Annotated in this window: 16 protein-coding genes and 1 pseudogene; 16 read left to right on the top strand and 1 reads right to left on the bottom strand. The window is 45.4% G+C overall.

Going from position 1 to position 15,263, the window contains the following annotated elements:
• The first annotated feature begins 16 nt into the window (after nucleotides 1-16).
• The 4 genes from GH808_RS10465 to metG all read left to right on the top strand — a co-directional run bounded on the left by GH808_RS10465 (nucleotide 17) and on the right by metG (nucleotide 4,688).
• Nucleotides 17-1,405, top strand: a complete 1,389-nt coding sequence (locus tag GH808_RS10465) for an NAD(P)/FAD-dependent oxidoreductase (RefSeq protein ID WP_186842741.1) — start codon at nucleotides 17-19, stop codon at nucleotides 1,403-1,405.
• Between the two features lies 1 nt (nucleotide 1,406).
• Complete coding sequence (gene rsmI, locus GH808_RS10460) at nucleotides 1,407-2,249, top strand: 16S rRNA (cytidine(1402)-2'-O)-methyltransferase (RefSeq protein WP_186842740.1); 843 nt, start codon at nucleotides 1,407-1,409, stop codon at nucleotides 2,247-2,249.
• A gap of 59 nt (nucleotides 2,250-2,308) precedes the next feature.
• Nucleotides 2,309-2,473, top strand: a complete 165-nt coding sequence (locus tag GH808_RS10455; protein WP_186842739.1) for a hypothetical protein — start codon at nucleotides 2,309-2,311, stop codon at nucleotides 2,471-2,473.
• 271 nt (nucleotides 2,474-2,744) lie between these two features.
• Complete coding sequence (metG, locus tag GH808_RS10450; RefSeq protein ID WP_186842738.1) at nucleotides 2,745-4,688, top strand: methionine--tRNA ligase; 1,944 nt, start codon at nucleotides 2,745-2,747, stop codon at nucleotides 4,686-4,688.
• A gap of 78 nt (nucleotides 4,689-4,766) precedes the next feature.
• Here the strand turns inward: metG and trxA (GH808_RS10445) are convergent, their stop codons facing one another.
• Entirely contained in the window at nucleotides 4,767-5,093 is a 327-nt protein-coding gene (gene trxA, locus GH808_RS10445; protein ID WP_186842737.1) for a thioredoxin, read from the bottom strand.
• 119 nt (nucleotides 5,094-5,212) lie between these two features.
• Here trxA (GH808_RS10445) and GH808_RS15690 point away from each other — a divergent pair.
• The 12 genes and pseudogenes from GH808_RS15690 to GH808_RS15395 all read left to right on the top strand — a co-directional run.
• Nucleotides 5,213-6,589, top strand: a pseudogene (locus tag GH808_RS15690) (aminotransferase class I/II-fold pyridoxal phosphate-dependent enzyme); the annotation flags it as partial.
• 60 nt (nucleotides 6,590-6,649) lie between these two features.
• Nucleotides 6,650-7,351: a dTMP kinase gene (locus GH808_RS15685; RefSeq protein ID WP_243166190.1), complete on the top strand. Its 702-nt coding sequence runs from the start codon at nucleotides 6,650-6,652 to the stop codon at nucleotides 7,349-7,351.
• On the top strand, nucleotides 7,348-7,656 hold the full coding sequence (locus tag GH808_RS10435; RefSeq protein WP_186842735.1) for a putative signal transducing protein: 309 nt from the start codon (nucleotides 7,348-7,350) through the stop codon (nucleotides 7,654-7,656). The genes GH808_RS15685 and GH808_RS10435 overlap by 4 nt, the downstream gene beginning before the upstream one ends.
• Nucleotides 7,657-7,689: 33 nt before the next feature.
• Nucleotides 7,690-8,676, top strand: a complete 987-nt coding sequence (holB, locus tag GH808_RS10430; RefSeq protein WP_186842734.1) for a DNA polymerase III subunit delta' — start codon at nucleotides 7,690-7,692, stop codon at nucleotides 8,674-8,676.
• A gap of 5 nt (nucleotides 8,677-8,681) precedes the next feature.
• Nucleotides 8,682-9,521 carry a PSP1 domain-containing protein gene (locus GH808_RS10425; RefSeq protein WP_186842733.1) on the top strand — a complete coding sequence of 280 codons (840 nt, stop codon included), beginning with the start codon at nucleotides 8,682-8,684 and terminating at the stop codon, nucleotides 9,519-9,521.
• 68 nt (nucleotides 9,522-9,589) lie between these two features.
• Nucleotides 9,590-9,757: a 4Fe-4S binding protein gene (locus GH808_RS10420; protein WP_186842732.1), complete on the top strand. Its 168-nt coding sequence runs from the start codon at nucleotides 9,590-9,592 to the stop codon at nucleotides 9,755-9,757.
• A 171-nt stretch (nucleotides 9,758-9,928) separates the two neighbouring features.
• Nucleotides 9,929-10,093, top strand: a complete 165-nt coding sequence (rd, locus tag GH808_RS10415) for a rubredoxin (protein WP_186842731.1) — start codon at nucleotides 9,929-9,931, stop codon at nucleotides 10,091-10,093.
• Nucleotides 10,094-10,177: 84 nt separating this feature from the next.
• Nucleotides 10,178-10,678 carry a hypothetical protein gene (locus tag GH808_RS10410; protein ID WP_186842730.1) on the top strand — a complete coding sequence of 167 codons (501 nt, stop codon included), beginning with the start codon at nucleotides 10,178-10,180 and terminating at the stop codon, nucleotides 10,676-10,678.
• Between the two features lie 234 nt (nucleotides 10,679-10,912).
• Nucleotides 10,913-11,488, top strand: coding sequence for a flavodoxin family protein (locus GH808_RS10405; RefSeq protein ID WP_186842729.1), 576 nt, complete (start codon nucleotides 10,913-10,915; stop codon nucleotides 11,486-11,488).
• 14 nt (nucleotides 11,489-11,502) lie between these two features.
• Nucleotides 11,503-11,823, top strand: a complete 321-nt coding sequence (gene trxA, locus GH808_RS10400) for a thioredoxin (RefSeq protein WP_186842728.1) — start codon at nucleotides 11,503-11,505, stop codon at nucleotides 11,821-11,823.
• Nucleotides 11,824-12,089: 266 nt separating this feature from the next.
• Nucleotides 12,090-14,201 carry a YhgE/Pip domain-containing protein gene (locus GH808_RS10395; RefSeq protein WP_186842727.1) on the top strand — a complete coding sequence of 704 codons (2,112 nt, stop codon included), beginning with the start codon at nucleotides 12,090-12,092 and terminating at the stop codon, nucleotides 14,199-14,201.
• 195 nt (nucleotides 14,202-14,396) lie between these two features.
• On the top strand, nucleotides 14,397-14,996 hold the full coding sequence (locus tag GH808_RS15395) for a TetR/AcrR family transcriptional regulator C-terminal domain-containing protein (protein ID WP_186842726.1): 600 nt from the start codon (nucleotides 14,397-14,399) through the stop codon (nucleotides 14,994-14,996).
• The last annotated feature ends 267 nt before the right edge of the window (nucleotides 14,997-15,263 follow it).

Genomic DNA, 15,263 nt, shown 5'->3' with positions numbered 1-15,263 from the left:
AAAAGGAAGTGATACAATGAATTATGATGTCATTATTATTGGCGCAGGACCAAGTGGTATTTTCGCCGCCATGGAATTAAAAAATAAAAATAAAGATTTAAAAATACTGATGCTCGAAAAGGGAAATTCGATTGAAAAACGAATTTGCCCCAAACGAAAGACCAACAAATGTGTCGGCTGCAATCCCTGTAATATCACGACTGGTTTTGCCGGCGCCGGAGCCTATTCAGACGGAAAACTTTCTTTATCGCCGGATGTCGGCGGTGAGCTGCCGGAGTACATCGGTTATAACAACACCGTCGATCTGATTAAATATGTCGACGATCTGTATATTCAATTCGGGGCGGATAAACGGGTTCATGGATTGGATAATCCCCAGAAAATAAGGGATATTCGCACCAAAGCCATTCAAAGCAATTTGAAGCTGATCGAATGTCCGGTCCGTCATATGGGTACCGAGGTCGGTTATAAAATTTATCAGCGGATTCAGGAATACCTGATCAATGATCTGGGCATCGAGATAAAATTCAGAACCCCGGTTCAGAAACTGGTCGTAAAAGACAACACGGCAGTGGGTGTGGTGGCAAAAGACGAAACCTATACCGCCGAAAAAGTGCTGATCGCTGTCGGCCGCGACGGCTCGGAGTGGTTTACCGCCCTGTGTGATGAATACAAGGTCGAAACCAAGGTTGGAAAAATCGATATTGGCGTACGGCTGGAAACGCGCAACGAGGTCATGCAGGAGATTAACGATGCCTTATATGAGGGCAAGCTGGTTTATTATACGCCAACCTTTGATGACAGCGTTCGTACCTTCTGTTCAAATCCCGGCGGGGTCGTATCCACGGAATACTACGACAACCATCTGGCGGTGGTCAATGGTCACAGCTACAAAGCGGACAATTTAAAGACGAACAACACCAATTTTGCTTTGCTGGTATCCAAAAGTTTTACGGAGCCATTTAACGAAGCCGTGGCTTACGGAAAACATATTGCCAGCCTGGGAAACATGCTGACCGGCAACAAGATTATGGTGCAGCGTTATGGCGATTTTTTACGAGGCCGGCGCACAACCGAAGAGCGGTTGCAACGAAATAATATCCGCCCAACCCTGATCGATGCCGTACCCGGTGATCTGTGTCTGGTGCTGCCATACCGGATCATGAAGGATATTGATGAAATGATCAAAGCTCTGGATCACGTTTCGCCGGGGCTCGCCAGTGATGAAACCCTGCTGTACGGGGTTGAAGTGAAGTTCTATTCAAACAAGGTGACGGTCGATGAAAACTTCCAGTCCAGCGTCAAAAATCTCTATGTGCTGGGCGATGGCGCCGGAATAACCCGCGGGTTGATGCAGGCATCTGCCAACGGGGTGTATGTGGCACGGAACCTGTACAACGAATAATATGTCAGGAAAACTTTATATTGTCGGTACACCAATTGGAAATCTGGACGATATGAGCATCCGCGGTCTCAAAATCCTGAAAGAGGTAGATCTGATCGCGGCTGAGGATACCCGACATTCCATCAAACTGCTCAATCATTTTGAGATTTCCAAAAAAATGATCGCCTACCATCAGCACAACGAACAGAAATCAAGTGAGAATCTGATTGAGCTGCTCAAACAGGAAAAGAACATCGCGCTGATATCGGATGCCGGCATGCCGCTGATTTCAGATCCGGGATCGGTTCTGGTAAAAAACTGCGTTGAGAATGGTATTCCGATTGAGGTTGTGCCGGGACCGAATGCCGGGCTTTGCGGCCTGGTGCTTTCGGGACTGGACACCCGGGCCTTTCTGTTTCTCGGATTCCTGGGCAAGGAAAACAAAGCGATCAAGGAAGGGCTGAAACGGATTGAAGCGGCGGATGTCACCACGATCCTCTATGAATCTCCCCATCGTTTGCCTAAAACGCTGGAAGCATTGGAAAAATTCGGCCTGGGTCACCGCCAGATGAGCATTTCCCGGGAGATTACCAAACGCTACGAAGAAACGCTGTATGGAACGATAGCCCAGCATAATCAGTACTACAAAGAACATCCACCGCGGGGCGAATACGTGCTCTGCATTGAGGGAAAAACAAAAGAAGAGGCGCAGACCATCAGCGATCTTGAAATCGCGGGGCTGAGCATGGCCGATCATCTGGAACATTATCTGAAAGAAGGGCTGGCTGAAAAGGATGCGATGAAACAGGTAGCCAAGGACCGGGGAATCTCGAAACGGGATGTTTACAACACCGTCAAGCGATAAAACCGCTTGAAAAATTATCAAAGTGAAGTATAATAGAAAGAGTCAAATAGAGAACTGCGATGAAGAGAAGAGTAACTGCAGGATCTGTCAAAAGAGAGCCGGGACAGGTGAAAGCCGGTGACAGAAAAAGCATTGAAGATGGCCTCGGAGTAAGTACCGGTGAGGAGAATTCCAAGCCCATACCGCTTGCAAGCGATAAAACTGAAAGTTTAAATAACTTATGAAGGCATGATTTGTGAGAATGATGCGAACTAAGGTGGTAACGCGAGACCTTCGCCCTTAACGGGACGGAGGTTTTTTTTGCGGATGCGAATATAGGACAGCGAGCTTCGCTGTCTGCATATATAAAACAATTTTTACACTGTACGGCGGACAGGCTTAGGCCTGTTCGCCTACACGTTACAAAATTGGTTATATATACAAACATCAAAGCAAGATTGTTCAGTTTCGAAAAATTTTGCAATTAAGAAAAGAAGTAATTAAAAAGGAGAAATTATGTCAGAAAAAACATTTTACATTACAACCCCCATTTATTATCCCAGCGGGAACCTGCATATCGGTCATACCTACACGACTGTAGCGGCAGATACGATTACCCGATTTAAAAAGCTGAAGGGCTATGACACCTACTTTTTAACGGGGACGGATGAACACGGACAGAAAATTCAGAAAGTGGCAGAAGAGGCCGGGGTCTCGCCGAAAGCCTATGTGGACGGCATCGTCGCAGGAATCAAGAACCTCTGGGACACAATGAACATATCCTACGATCAGTTCATTCGAACCACCGATCCCGAACATGAAAAAACCATTCAGAAGATTTTCAAAAAGCTCTACGATCAGGGTGATATCTACAAATCCACCTACGAGGGAATGTACTGCACCCCCTGCGAGTCATTCTGGACAGAAAGCCAGCTGGTGGATGGAAAATGTCCGGATTGTGGACGACCTGTGGAAAAAGCGTCCGAAGAAGCCTACTTCTTTAAAATGTCAAAATACGCCGACGATCTTCTGAAGTACATTGAAGAGCATCCCGATTTCATTCAGCCGGAATCCCGAAAGAATGAAATGATCAACAATTTCATCAAGCCGGGTCTTCAGGATCTGTGCGTCTCCCGAACCTCTTTTTCTTGGGGTGTACCGGTGGACTTTGATCCCGGACATGTGGTTTATGTGTGGATTGACGCCCTGCCAAACTACATCTCGGCACTCGGCTACTTGAACGACAAGCCGGATTTGATGGCGCGATACTGGCCGGCGGACGTCCATCTGGTGGGCAAGGATATCATCCGTTTTCATACGATCTACTGGCCAATCATCCTGATGGCGCTGAAACTGCCGCTGCCTAAAAAGGTTTACGGACATGGATGGATTCTGCTAAAAGGCGGAAAAATGTCAAAATCTGTGGGTAACGTTGTGGATCCTGTGGTATTAGTGGACAAATACGGCGTCGATGCCCTACGCTACCACGTACTGCGGGAAATGAGCTACGGTTCCGACGGGGTTTACAACGAAGACCTGCTGGTCAGCCATATCAACTCGGATCTGGCTAACGATCTGGGCAATTTGCTCAGCCGGACACTGGCGATGACCGAAAAATACTTCGGTGGCGTGATCTCGGAAGACCGGGAGACGGGAGATTTTGACGACAGTCTGATCGAACTGGCGGAAAAGACGCCGGCCGTGGTCAGTGACTACATGGACAAACTTGATTTCAGCCGGGCTTTGGAGGAAATCTGGAAACTGATTTCCCGTTCGAACAAGTACATTGATGAAACCCAACCCTGGGTACTGGGCAAAGATCCAGAGAAAAAGGCCAGACTGGCGCAGGTTATGTACAACCTCACCGAATGCCTGAGAATTGTTACAGTGCTGATTTCTTCCGCCATGCCTCAGACGGCCGAGAAAATGGCCGAACAACTGAAATGTCCGGCGGAATATCTGACCTGGGACAGCATTCAGAAATTCGGCAGATTCCCGGAAGGAATTGAAGTCAAACGATGCGAAGCGTTGTTCCCGCGAATTGAACTGAATAAAAAAGAAGAAACGGTCAAAGAAAATAAAAAGACCGAAAAAAAAGCGGAAAATAAGAAAGCAGAAAATACAGAAGCACTGCCGGAAGGGCTGATCACGATTGATGATTTTGCCAAAGTCCAGCTTCGGGTAGCCGAAGTGGTGGCCTGCGAACCCCATCCTGACGCGGATCGGCTGCTGGTTCTCCAGCTCATGGTGGGCCAGGAAAAACGCCAGGTGGTATCCGGCATTGCCAAATACTACCAACCGGATGAACTGGTCGGTAAAACGGTTATTCTGGTGGCGAACCTGAAACCGGTAAATCTGCGCGGGGTTGAATCCAACGGCATGATTCTGGCGGCGACCAAAGGCAAGAAGCTGTCCCTGGTAACCGTTGATGGCATTGCATCCGGCGGCAAAGTTTCCTGACCAGACAATGATTTAAAAAAGAACATAAAAAGTCCGCAATTGCAGAGCAGCAATTGCGGACTTTAAAATGTTTGAAGTCTACAGGCTTTTCATCATATCGATGTATTCATTTTTTTCACGAACACCTACAAAACGATTGACCACTTCGCCATTTTTAAAGAAAACAACCGTCGGAATACTCATGACTCTAAACTGTTGGGCAAGTGTTTGGTTTTCATCCACATTAATTTTGCATACCTTCATGCCGTCAGGAAGTGCCAGAGCAATTTCGTCGATTGTGGGGGACAATGCCTTACAAGGTCCGCACCATTCTGCCCAAAAGTCCACCATGACAGTTCCGTTATAGGACATGATCTCGGTTTCAAAATTTTCCATATCGATGTTTATCGTTTTTTCATTGGACATTTTCATTACTCCTCTTAAATTATATTTGCCCAAACATTATATAATAATTCTCAAAAAGATAAAAGGATAAAAGATAAATTTCTGCTATTAAAGAAAGGCCGTTGTGTTAAAATAGAAGCATGAATAAAAGCATACTGAAAAAAGAACTGGAAAAAATAAATAAAAAAAACCACCAGCGTTTTCATATGCCGGGACACAAGGGGCGGGGTGAAGATTTCGATTTTCGGGCTTACGACATCACCGAAATTCCCGGTGCGGACAACCTCCACGATGCGCAGGGCGTGATTCGGGAAGTGCAGAGAAAACTGGCGGCTGTCTACAACAGTGAAGAAGCGGCTATTTTGGTAAATGGAACCACTACCGGAATACACAGCGCCATTTTAGGAGCCTGTGCTTCGGGAGATCGGCTGCTTGTGCCGGTCAACTGTCATCGCTCGGTATTTGGCGCGCTGGCTTTGGGTCGCATTGAGGGCGTTTTTATCAATCCGAAAATCCAGCCGGATCTGGGCTTTGCAACAAAAATAGAGCTGGACCGTGTCAAAAAAGCGATCACGGAAAACCCCGCAATTGTGGGCATGATTTTGACCAACCCGACTTATTATGGAACAACAAGTGACGTGAAGGCGATCGCGGACTTGCTTCATGACAACAAGAAGTTTCTGATTGTGGATGAAGCCCACGGCGCGCATCTGCATTTCAATCAAAAGCTGCCCATGGATGCCCTGGAAGCAGGCGCGGATGTGGTGATTCAAAGCACCCATAAAATCTTGGGATCATTTACCCAAAGCTCCCTGATGCATTTTCAGGGCGAACGGGTTAATCGTCAGCGGATCAAATCGTTTCTGGCTTTGCTGCAGAGCTCATCTCCCAGTTATCCATTGATGATTTCGGTTGAAGCGGCCGTCGACACCGCCGCTGAAAAGGGTGAAGCGGTGTTTGAAAACATCATTCGGGCACATCAGAAATTCTGCCGGAAGCAGGAAAAAAATGCAGCGGTCAGATTATATGATGAAGGCGAATCAGAGACCGGATATGACCGCAGCAAGTGGCTTTTCTGCACCCGGGGGATTTCTGGCGAAACGGTAGCGCAGCTGCTTTCGGAAAAGTACGGCATCCAGTGCGAGATGTCAGGCGGTAATCATGTTCTGGCGATGACCGGCATCGGAACGACCGCTGAGGATTTGGAAGAGTTAACCGAGGCGATTGCGGGTATAAACAGTAAAATCGGGCGGGCTGCTTTTCATGAAAAGACAGCTTCGCAAGCGGTGGACCGGTTTGAAGAATTCAAGGGGGTGGCGCCGATAAAAACGGAGCTGCCCTTATGGACCGCTTTTACTTCCGATGATAAGGAAAAAAAGCCTCTGGAAAATGCAAAAGGCTGTCTGATCGGAGATTATATCATTCCCTATCCACCGGGGATACCGGTGCTGCTGCCAGGCAGCCGGCTGACTCAGCAAATGCTTGATTATCTGAAGCAACTGCTGGATCAAGGCAGGGCGGTTGTGGGAATAGACGAAAATCGGGAAATTCTGGTACTAAAAGAAAAGGAGCAATTAATGAATCAAAAAAAACATAAAGGCCGGCTCATTGTCATTGAAGGCGTGGACGGAAGCGGCAAGCAGACCCAAACTCAATTGCTCTATGATCGGCTGATAAAAAACGGCGAAAAAGTCATGAAAATATCTTATCCGAGATACGACAAAGAATCCTCAGCGATGGTAAAATTGTATCTGGCGGGAGCGTTTGGAGAAGATCCCAGTCAGGTCAGTCCCTATATTGCATCGACTTTTTATGCGGCCGATCGATATGCTTCCTACAAAGAAGATTACGAAGAATTTTTAAATCAGGGCGGCACCGTCCTGGCGGATCGTTACACGACCTCAAATATGGTGCATCAGGCGGGAAAAATCAGAGCGGCTGATGAGCGGAAAAAATTTTTGGATTGGCTCTGGGATTATGAATTCAACCTTTATGGGCTGCCCGTTCCGGATCAGGTTTACTTTTTGAATATCCCGCCGAAAATTAATGAAGAACTGATCAGAAACCGCAACAATAAAATAACCGGTAAACAGGAAAAAGATATTCATGAGAAAAGTCCCGAACACTTAAGGGAGTCTTATCAGAGCGCCTTGGCGTTGGTTGATGACTATGGATGGACGGAAATAAACTGTGTCCATCAGGGAAAACTAAGAAGTATCGAAAGCATTCATGAAGAAATCTGGAATGATATAAATAAAAAAGGAGAGAAACTCAAATGATTGAAGATCAGTATACGTATTTGACCATGGCCAGCACCGATATTGAATTTCTCCTGCTGAAAAATTATCTGAGTGCCAATGGCATTCCGGTGATTACCAAAGAAAAAGGCTTTGGCGGTCCAATCCGCAGCATCTTCATGGGAAATTTCACACCGGCACATATTGAGGTGTTTGTCAGAGAAAGCGATTATGAAGAAGCCGCGACATTACTGGATTATGAGAAATTCAACGCTGAGCTGGATGAAGAATTGGAGCTGGCGCAGGATGACAGCGAAGAGGATGACCTGAAAAACAAGCCGAATTAACGGACTTGGAGGGCTTCAACGGGAGAGAAAAAGATGTTTGAAAAAATAGTTGGACATGAAACCATCACACACCATCTGGAAAAAGAAATCGTCGGGGATGAAATGAGTCACGCTTATCTTTTTTCAGGAATGGATGGCATTGGTAAAAAGAAAACCGCCAAAGAATTTGCAAAAGCCCTCCTCTGTTCAGATAATGAGGAGAAACCATGCGGCCACTGCCCTGCTTGCATCCAGATTGACCATGAAAATCATCCGGATGTGAAAGTGATCGGTGCCAAAACCGGAGAGACCAGTATTAAAATCAGTCAGGTTCGGGAAATGATCAGTGATTTGTCGGTAAAGCCCTATTCCGGAAACTGGCGCATCGTGATTATCGATGAAGCGGAAAGGATGACGCCGGAAGCCCAGAACAGTCTTTTAAAATCACTGGAGGAACCATTAAGCTATAATATCTTTATTCTGATCACCAGCCATCCTCAATCGATATTGCCGACGATTCGTTCCCGATGCCAGAGCTATCATTTTCAACCGTTAAACAGTCGGAAAATCAAGGAAATTCTGCATCGTGACACGGAGTTCGACAGTCAGTTGATTGACAATGCGGTTCTTTCATCAGGCGGTTCCCCGGGAATGGCGTATTATCTCCTGGAAAACAGTGAGATCCGAGAAGAGCGAGTGCATTATCTCAGAGAGATTTACAGTCTTTTGAGAGGGAATGAGATTAAGGTTTTTTCGTTGGCGGAAACCCTGTCAAAGGATAAAACAACCAGCCAGGGGACGCTGGAATTTCTGATTCACTGGTTTTATCAGGTGGGACTTCTGCTGGACGGACATCCATTACCTGACAACGCAAAACCGGATCAGGCGCTGGTTGCATTCTATAAACTCCTGGAAAATGAAAAAAATGAAGCCATTATCAAAACATTATTTGAAATGATGGCGACAATACAATATAATGTAAACTTAAGATTACAATGGGAAAAATGTTTCATTAAGATAATGAGAATTCAGAAAGGATAGATCCAATGGGAAAATCAGTCGTCGGGGTACGATTTAAAAAAGTTGGGAAGATATATTATTTCGATCCGTTAAATATTGAGTTTGCTCAGTTTGAACCGGTTATTGTTGAAACGGTTAGAGGAATTGAATATGGCGAAATCGCTTTAACGGCAAGAGACGTGGATGATAATGAAATTGTCGCACCGGTAAAACCGGTTATCCGCAAGGCGACCGAAAAAGATACACTGGAGTATGAAAAGCTCAAGAAGAATGAACTTGACGCACGCGATGTTTTTATAGCTAAAGCCAAAAAGCATAAGCTTGAAATGAAGCTGATCGATGTTGAATATACCTTTGATCAGAAGAAAGCGATTTTTTATTTTACCGCGGAAGGCCGCGTAGACTTCAGAGAGCTGGTAAAAGACCTGGCATCCATTTTCAAGGTGCGGATCGAGCTCCGACAAATCGGTGTTCGTGATGAAGCAAAAATATTTAAGGGCTTGGGTGTTTGCGGCCGGACCACGTGCTGCGCGCAATGGCTGGGTGATTTTACGCCGGTATCCATCAAGATGGCGAAAGAGCAGAACCTGTCGCTGAACTCCACCAAAATTTCCGGAATCTGTGGCCGCCTGTTGTGTTGTTTAACCTATGAGCAGGAATTCTATGAAGAGGTTTCAAAGAAGCTGCCGAAAGTCGGTCAGAAAGTTATTACGGCGGACGGAGAAGGCGAAGTATTTAAGCTAAGCATACTGGAAGAAACCGTTTTCGTTAAAATTCAGGTCAATAAAGATGAAACTGAGGTAAAAAAATATCTTTTAGAGGAAATTGAAGTAAAAAAACACGAAAAAGTCAAAAAAGACAAATAATCATCTTGATTTCAATACAAAAAAGGATATAATAAATATGTTGTTAATGCTAAAAGGAGGGATTTTCGATGGCTTATAGAATTACAGATGAATGTATTGCTTGTGGCTCATGCGCGGATGAATGTCCGTCAGAAGCAATTTCTGAAGGCGATATCTACGTAATTGATGCAGATAAATGTACTGAATGCGGTACATGCGCTGACCAATGTCCAGTAGAAGCAATTGTCCAGGAATAGTTAGTAAATTAAAAGACACCTTCCCGATTTTTCGGGAAGGTGTCTTTAATTTTTTTGAAAAAACGGTTAAAAAAAAATAATTTTTTGTTATTTACTGTTTTTGTGTTATCATGACAATCATTTGGGTAATTAAAGCTTAAGAACGAATTTCGAGATCTGCAGGAGGAAAAAATGCAAAAGTACGTATGTGATATCTGTGGTTACGTGTACGATCCAGAAAAAGGGGATCCAGATAATGGGATTAATCCAGGAACAGCCTTTGAAGATCTGCCGGATGATTGGGTTTGCCCTTTGTGTGGTGTCGATAAAGAAGATTTTTCACCAGAAGAGGAATAACCACTTCCAAAAAAGAGCACAGGCTCTTTTTTTTATGGAATCAATGGGGTATAATAAAATACAGTCTAAATTTTGGGAGGTCTTATGTCAGTTAAAGCACGTGAAACCCTGGACAGTAAACAAATCAGCGTACCGGCATTAACAATAGTAGCTCTGATTCTAATTGGTTATACCTATTTATATACCCAGGTTATAAATAATATAACGGACTATCAACTGAAAACGATAATAAGCTTTGGTTGTCTGGTTGTGATGATCAGTTTATTTTTAATTTCATTACGTTATGTCACGACAAGTTTTGAGATGCTGCTTACCCATGATCGCTTAATCATTGACAGGAAACTGTATTTTTGGAAAAAAACAGTGGCTGAAATCCGAATCAATGATATAAAAAACGTGCTTCCTGCGGAAGAAGCAGAAAAAGTTAATGGGAAAACAAAAAACTACACGCTGACAAATCTTAAAGGGAAGCGTAAATACGCGATTCATTACGAAGAACAAGGAAAAATTTGCTGTGCAAAGATCCAATGTTCAACGAGTTTCTACAATTCCATAAAAAAACAGGCCAAAATAAGACAGGTTTAAGAAAAGCTTAAGTATTTTAGGGTATTATTTAGCCATAACAAGTTACCCTCTTTCAAAGTTTTTAGAAAAAACCGAACGCTTTTCACACGGCTTCGGTTTTTTTCTTTTTTGAAAAAAATAATCGCCGGCCGGATCGTTGCAAATGAAAAAAAAAATATCATTGTTATTGTGATGGGAAATCGGGTATAATAGCTTTTAAATAACGTAAGATTCACGAAAGAGGGGAAAATACAAATGGAAATTCTAGCCGTAATGGGAAGCCACCGAAATGGTCATAATACCCAAAAAGCCCTGGATTTTTTTCTGAAACAAATAAAGGCAGATCATGAGTTGTATCTTTACAATGTTAATAAAATAAGCGTTGAACCGTGCAAAGCCTGTGATTATTGTGTGGATCATCAGGGCGAATGTATTATTGAAGATGATGATATGAGAGAAATATATAAGCGACTTGAAACGTGCGATTTGTTGATTATCGCCAGTCCGGTATATTTCAGCGCCTTCCCGTCAAAAATAAAAGCACTGATTGATCGCACCCAAATGCTGTACAATCTCAAAGATCGTTCAATTATTAAAAAGAAGAAAATGGTGGTCATTGGGGTTGGCGGAGCACCTCACTATCCGCGGCAATTTCAGGCCGTTGTTAATACCCTGGAATGGTATCAGAAATATCTTAACTGTGAAGAAATCGGATTTGTTCAGTTTTCGCATACCGATGAAGTCGGTGCGCTGGAAAATAAAGACGGGTTGAAAAAACTTGCGGAACTTGGTGAAAAAGTCAATGCTTTAGCGGCAGACATCGAGAATTAATAAGGAGGGAAAATATGGCAAAGGTAATAAATCAGAGTGAATTTAATGAATTCGTATTGAATGGCTCCGGTGTTATACTAGTAGATTTTTTTGCGACATGGTGTGGGCCCTGTAAAGCGCTTGCGCCGGTGCTCGAAGAAGTAGCGGATTTGTTGAAAGATAAAGTAAGTATATATAAGGTTGATATTGATCAGAGCCAGGCACTTGCCAAGGAATATCGGGTTATGAGCGTGCCGACGATCAAGATATTTAAAAATGGTCAAGCCGTAGAAACCATGGTGGGTCTTCAGTCGAAGAGTCTATTGATGGATAAGTTGAATTACTACGCCGGTTGAAAAAGGGTGATCGTCGCTTAATTGCGGCGATTTTTTTATTGGGGGCAATTCGCGAGAGATACAGATGGCCAGTGTTTCTCCGGAGATTCTTAAAAGCGTTTAAGAAACTATTAAGAAACGATTTAAGTGAAAACGTGTTCTTTGTTCAACATATTAGACAAATGTATCTTTTTGTCGTGTTTTTTGACACCGGGCAGTAATGGTCTAATTACAAGCATAAAAGGGAGTGCTATACTGCATGAAGCAAAGAAAAGAGGAGACACTTCATGAACAGAAAAAGCACAACAAAAACACATATAATGCGAATCGCGGTGATCATCGGAGTCATTCTGATCCCCCTGATGTACAGCTTCTTTTATCTCAACGCGTTCTGGGATCCCTATTCAAAACTGGAAACCCTGCCCATCGCGGTGGTCAACAACGACAAGGGCGCCGTCATCAATGACAAGCAGCGCAACCTCGGGAATGAATTCGTCGATAAACTGAAGGAGAACAATTCGTTCTATTTTGTGACCACCGATGAGTCGGATGCGGTCACCAATACCGAAGGCACCGAATACTATGCGATGATTGAGATTCCGGCTGATTTTTCAGGCGACATCGCTTCCGCTGCCAATGTCAATAAACAGACGGCCACGATCGATTTCTCACCGAATGAACGGCGGAATTATCTGGCCAGCCAGATTTTAAGCCGGGCCGTTCTGGAAATGGAAACCGGCCTGCGCGAAAAAGTATCGGGCGAAATTGTCAACAACCTCGCCCAACAGGTCACCGAAGTACCCGGCCAGCTCGGCGAACTGGATGACGGTCTGACCCAGCTGGCCGACGGATCGACTCAGCTCGTGGACGGAACCCAGACACTGGCCTCCGGCACCCAGACGCTGGTTTCCGGCTCGCAGGCGCTGGCAGACGGCTCCCAGACGCTGGCTTCGGGCAGCTGGGATCTGGCCTCCGGTTCCCAGGATCTGGCCTCCGGAACACAGGCGCTGGCCTCCGGTACATCGGAATTCGCGTCCAAATACGACCAGTTCAATTCCGGCATCGGCACGCTCAAAAGCGGTTCGGCTCAGCTGAACGTCGGCGCCCAGACGCTGGCCGGCGGCACCGACCAGCTCAATGCCGGCATCCAGACTTATACCGCCGGTGTCGACTCGCTGATCGGCAGCGTGGACCAGACCGCATCCTTTATATCCTACTTTGCCGGGGCGCACCCCGAACTGATGCAGGATCCGGCCTTTGCCGCCTTCATCAGCGAGATGTCCTCCAGCGACAATGCGGCGCAGATCCAGATGCTGCAGAGTGCCGGCGACCAGTTAAGCAGCGCCTCCGAAGCGATCGCCGCCGGCGCTGACGGGTTATCCGCCGGTACCAGCCAGATCGACAGCGGCATTGCCACCGTCAGTGCCGCCTCGGATCAGTTGAACACCGCCGCCGACAGTATTTCCTACGGCGCTTCCACTCTGTCAAACGGCGCCTCCACCCTGTCGAACGGCGCATTCACCCTGGCCGACGGCGCCACTACCCTGGCCGACGGTACGACCACCCTGGCCGACGGCACCGTGACCCTGGCCGATGGGGCAACCACCCTGGCAAACGGACAGACCCAGCTTAACAACGGCATCAGTACCGCTCAGAACGGCGTCAAAACATCGATCACCGATGCCAATGCCGATGTGGCCAAATTAAACGGCCTCGGCGATTTTGTGAGCACCCCGGTGACGGTTGAAACGGACAAAATCAATCCGATCGAAAACTACGGCACCTACTTCACCCCCTATTTTATGTCGCTGTCGCTGTGGGTCGGATCGTTGATTATCTTCTTCGGCATCTACTTCGATGCCGACCAGAAATTCAACATCCTGTCCCGGGAAAGCAAGAACAAACAGATCCGCAGCTTCCTCTATCTGCTGATCGCCCTGACCCAGGCCGTCCTGCTGGAAGTCATCATCAAATACGGCCTGGGACTGCAGATTGCCCATCCGCTGCTGTACTTCCTGGCCGCCTGCCTGGTGTCGATGACCTTCTTCTCGATCGTTCAGTTCTGTATCGTGCATATGGCTGATCTCGGAAAATTCTGTGTCCTGCTGCTGCTGATCCTGCAGCTGACATCTTGCGGCGGCACCTTCCCGATGGAAACCCTGCCCGGTTTTTTCAATACCCTGTATCCGTTCATGCCGATGACCTATTCGGTGGTGGTGTTCAAGGAAACCATCAGCGGTGACATCACCAACGGATTCTGGCACAGTGCCATGATCCTGGGCGTCTACTTCCTGGTGTTCTTTTTGGCAACCATCGGCCTGTCATCCTACAAGCGACGCAAAAGCGAAAGACTGAATGTCCGATTGAACCAAAATCTGAATTCTGACGAATTGGTTTAAAAAAGAGACGCTCGACAAAACAGCGAAAGCGGTACCTCAAAATGAAGAACTCTGTTTATTACAGGGTTCTTTTTTTATGTTTGAAATCGCCGGAATCAATCCGGAGGCGTGCGGTACCGATATCACTGACCAATAATTGACATAAACCCTTAAAATGATATAATTATTTTCAAAAACACCAAGAGGGGTTAGATAGTGTCAGAGTCATTAATTACTAAAAAAGCAATTGCGAAAGGGTTTAAGGAAATTCTTAAAAACAAGAGCTTTGAGAAAATCACAATTGCAGAGATAACCGCCCAATGCGGGCTCAACCGACAGACTTTTTATTATCATTTTCAGGATAAATACGATCTAATCAACTGGATCGTCTACCAGGAAGCGATTCTGGTGATCAAAAAAGATCTCACCATCGAAAACTGGGATGTAAAAGTGCTGGAATTGCTGTCGATTATGAAAAAAGACATGCATTTTTATCAAATCACATTAAAAGACATTGCCGGAACGGAATTTCAGAATTATTTGTTTTCGGTAACGAAAGATATTTTTATCGAAATGCTTGAACACCTGTCAAGTGATTCAAAGATGAACGCAGAAGTAGCTCAGCTCATGAATCCGGAGAAAAAAACCTTCAGTGCTGAATTTTTGTCCTATGGCGTAGTGGGAATGATCATTGCCTGGGCTCAAGACGGCATGAAACAATCACCGGAGATGATCACAAAAAGCATTAAAGAGATCATCAACGGCGCCCGGATGTTTGCCGTTTCACGTTATTTTCAGGAACTGACCAGAGCCTGAGGAAGAATCAGTGGGGGCATGCCCCGCAAAGTTGTCACTAAATTCCGTAACGACCAATTGTTAGTCGGTTGTCGCTACAATGCTGACGATTTGTTTGCTTTTTCGGGGGCTTACTCCGAATAACCATCAATTAAGGAGATAGACCAGCTAATAAAAGTCAATAGTTAATTCAATATTTTTTCAGAAATGAGGATTGATAAAAAAAGCATAACTAAACAAGCCATTAAAAAATCCGAACAATGGCTGAAAATCAAGTAATCGAATTTT

It is taken from the genome of Acetobacterium fimetarium, assembly GCF_014284475.1.
Classification (GTDB): Bacteria; Bacillota; Clostridia; order Eubacteriales; family Eubacteriaceae; genus Acetobacterium; species Acetobacterium fimetarium.
The sequence above is the reverse complement of the archived record's forward strand: the minus strand, read 5'-3'. Positions and strand labels throughout refer to the sequence as shown.

What these genes read in the sequence shown, in the direction of transcription:
- GH808_RS10465 (WP_186842741.1), top strand. Translation starts at nt 17, where the DNA reads ATGAATTATGATGTCATTATTATTGGCGCAGGACCAAGTGGTATTTTC.
- rsmI (WP_186842740.1), top strand. Translation starts at nt 1,407, where the DNA reads ATGTCAGGAAAACTTTATATTGTCGGTACACCAATTGGAAATCTGGAC.
- GH808_RS10455 (WP_186842739.1), top strand. Translation starts at nt 2,309, where the DNA reads ATGAAGAGAAGAGTAACTGCAGGATCTGTCAAAAGAGAGCCGGGACAG.
- metG (WP_186842738.1), top strand. Translation starts at nt 2,745, where the DNA reads ATGTCAGAAAAAACATTTTACATTACAACCCCCATTTATTATCCCAGC.
- trxA (WP_186842737.1), bottom strand. Translation starts at nt 5,093, where the DNA reads ATGTCCAATGAAAAAACGATAAACATCGATATGGAAAATTTTGAAACC.
- GH808_RS15685 (WP_243166190.1), top strand. Translation starts at nt 6,650, where the DNA reads ATGAATCAAAAAAAACATAAAGGCCGGCTCATTGTCATTGAAGGCGTG.
- GH808_RS10435 (WP_186842735.1), top strand. Translation starts at nt 7,348, where the DNA reads ATGATTGAAGATCAGTATACGTATTTGACCATGGCCAGCACCGATATT.
- holB (WP_186842734.1), top strand. Translation starts at nt 7,690, where the DNA reads ATGTTTGAAAAAATAGTTGGACATGAAACCATCACACACCATCTGGAA.
- GH808_RS10425 (WP_186842733.1), top strand. Translation starts at nt 8,682, where the DNA reads ATGGGAAAATCAGTCGTCGGGGTACGATTTAAAAAAGTTGGGAAGATA.
- GH808_RS10420 (WP_186842732.1), top strand. Translation starts at nt 9,590, where the DNA reads ATGGCTTATAGAATTACAGATGAATGTATTGCTTGTGGCTCATGCGCG.
- rd (WP_186842731.1), top strand. Translation starts at nt 9,929, where the DNA reads ATGCAAAAGTACGTATGTGATATCTGTGGTTACGTGTACGATCCAGAA.
- GH808_RS10410 (WP_186842730.1), top strand. Translation starts at nt 10,178, where the DNA reads ATGTCAGTTAAAGCACGTGAAACCCTGGACAGTAAACAAATCAGCGTA.
- GH808_RS10405 (WP_186842729.1), top strand. Translation starts at nt 10,913, where the DNA reads ATGGAAATTCTAGCCGTAATGGGAAGCCACCGAAATGGTCATAATACC.
- trxA (WP_186842728.1), top strand. Translation starts at nt 11,503, where the DNA reads ATGGCAAAGGTAATAAATCAGAGTGAATTTAATGAATTCGTATTGAAT.
- GH808_RS10395 (WP_186842727.1), top strand. Translation starts at nt 12,090, where the DNA reads ATGAACAGAAAAAGCACAACAAAAACACATATAATGCGAATCGCGGTG.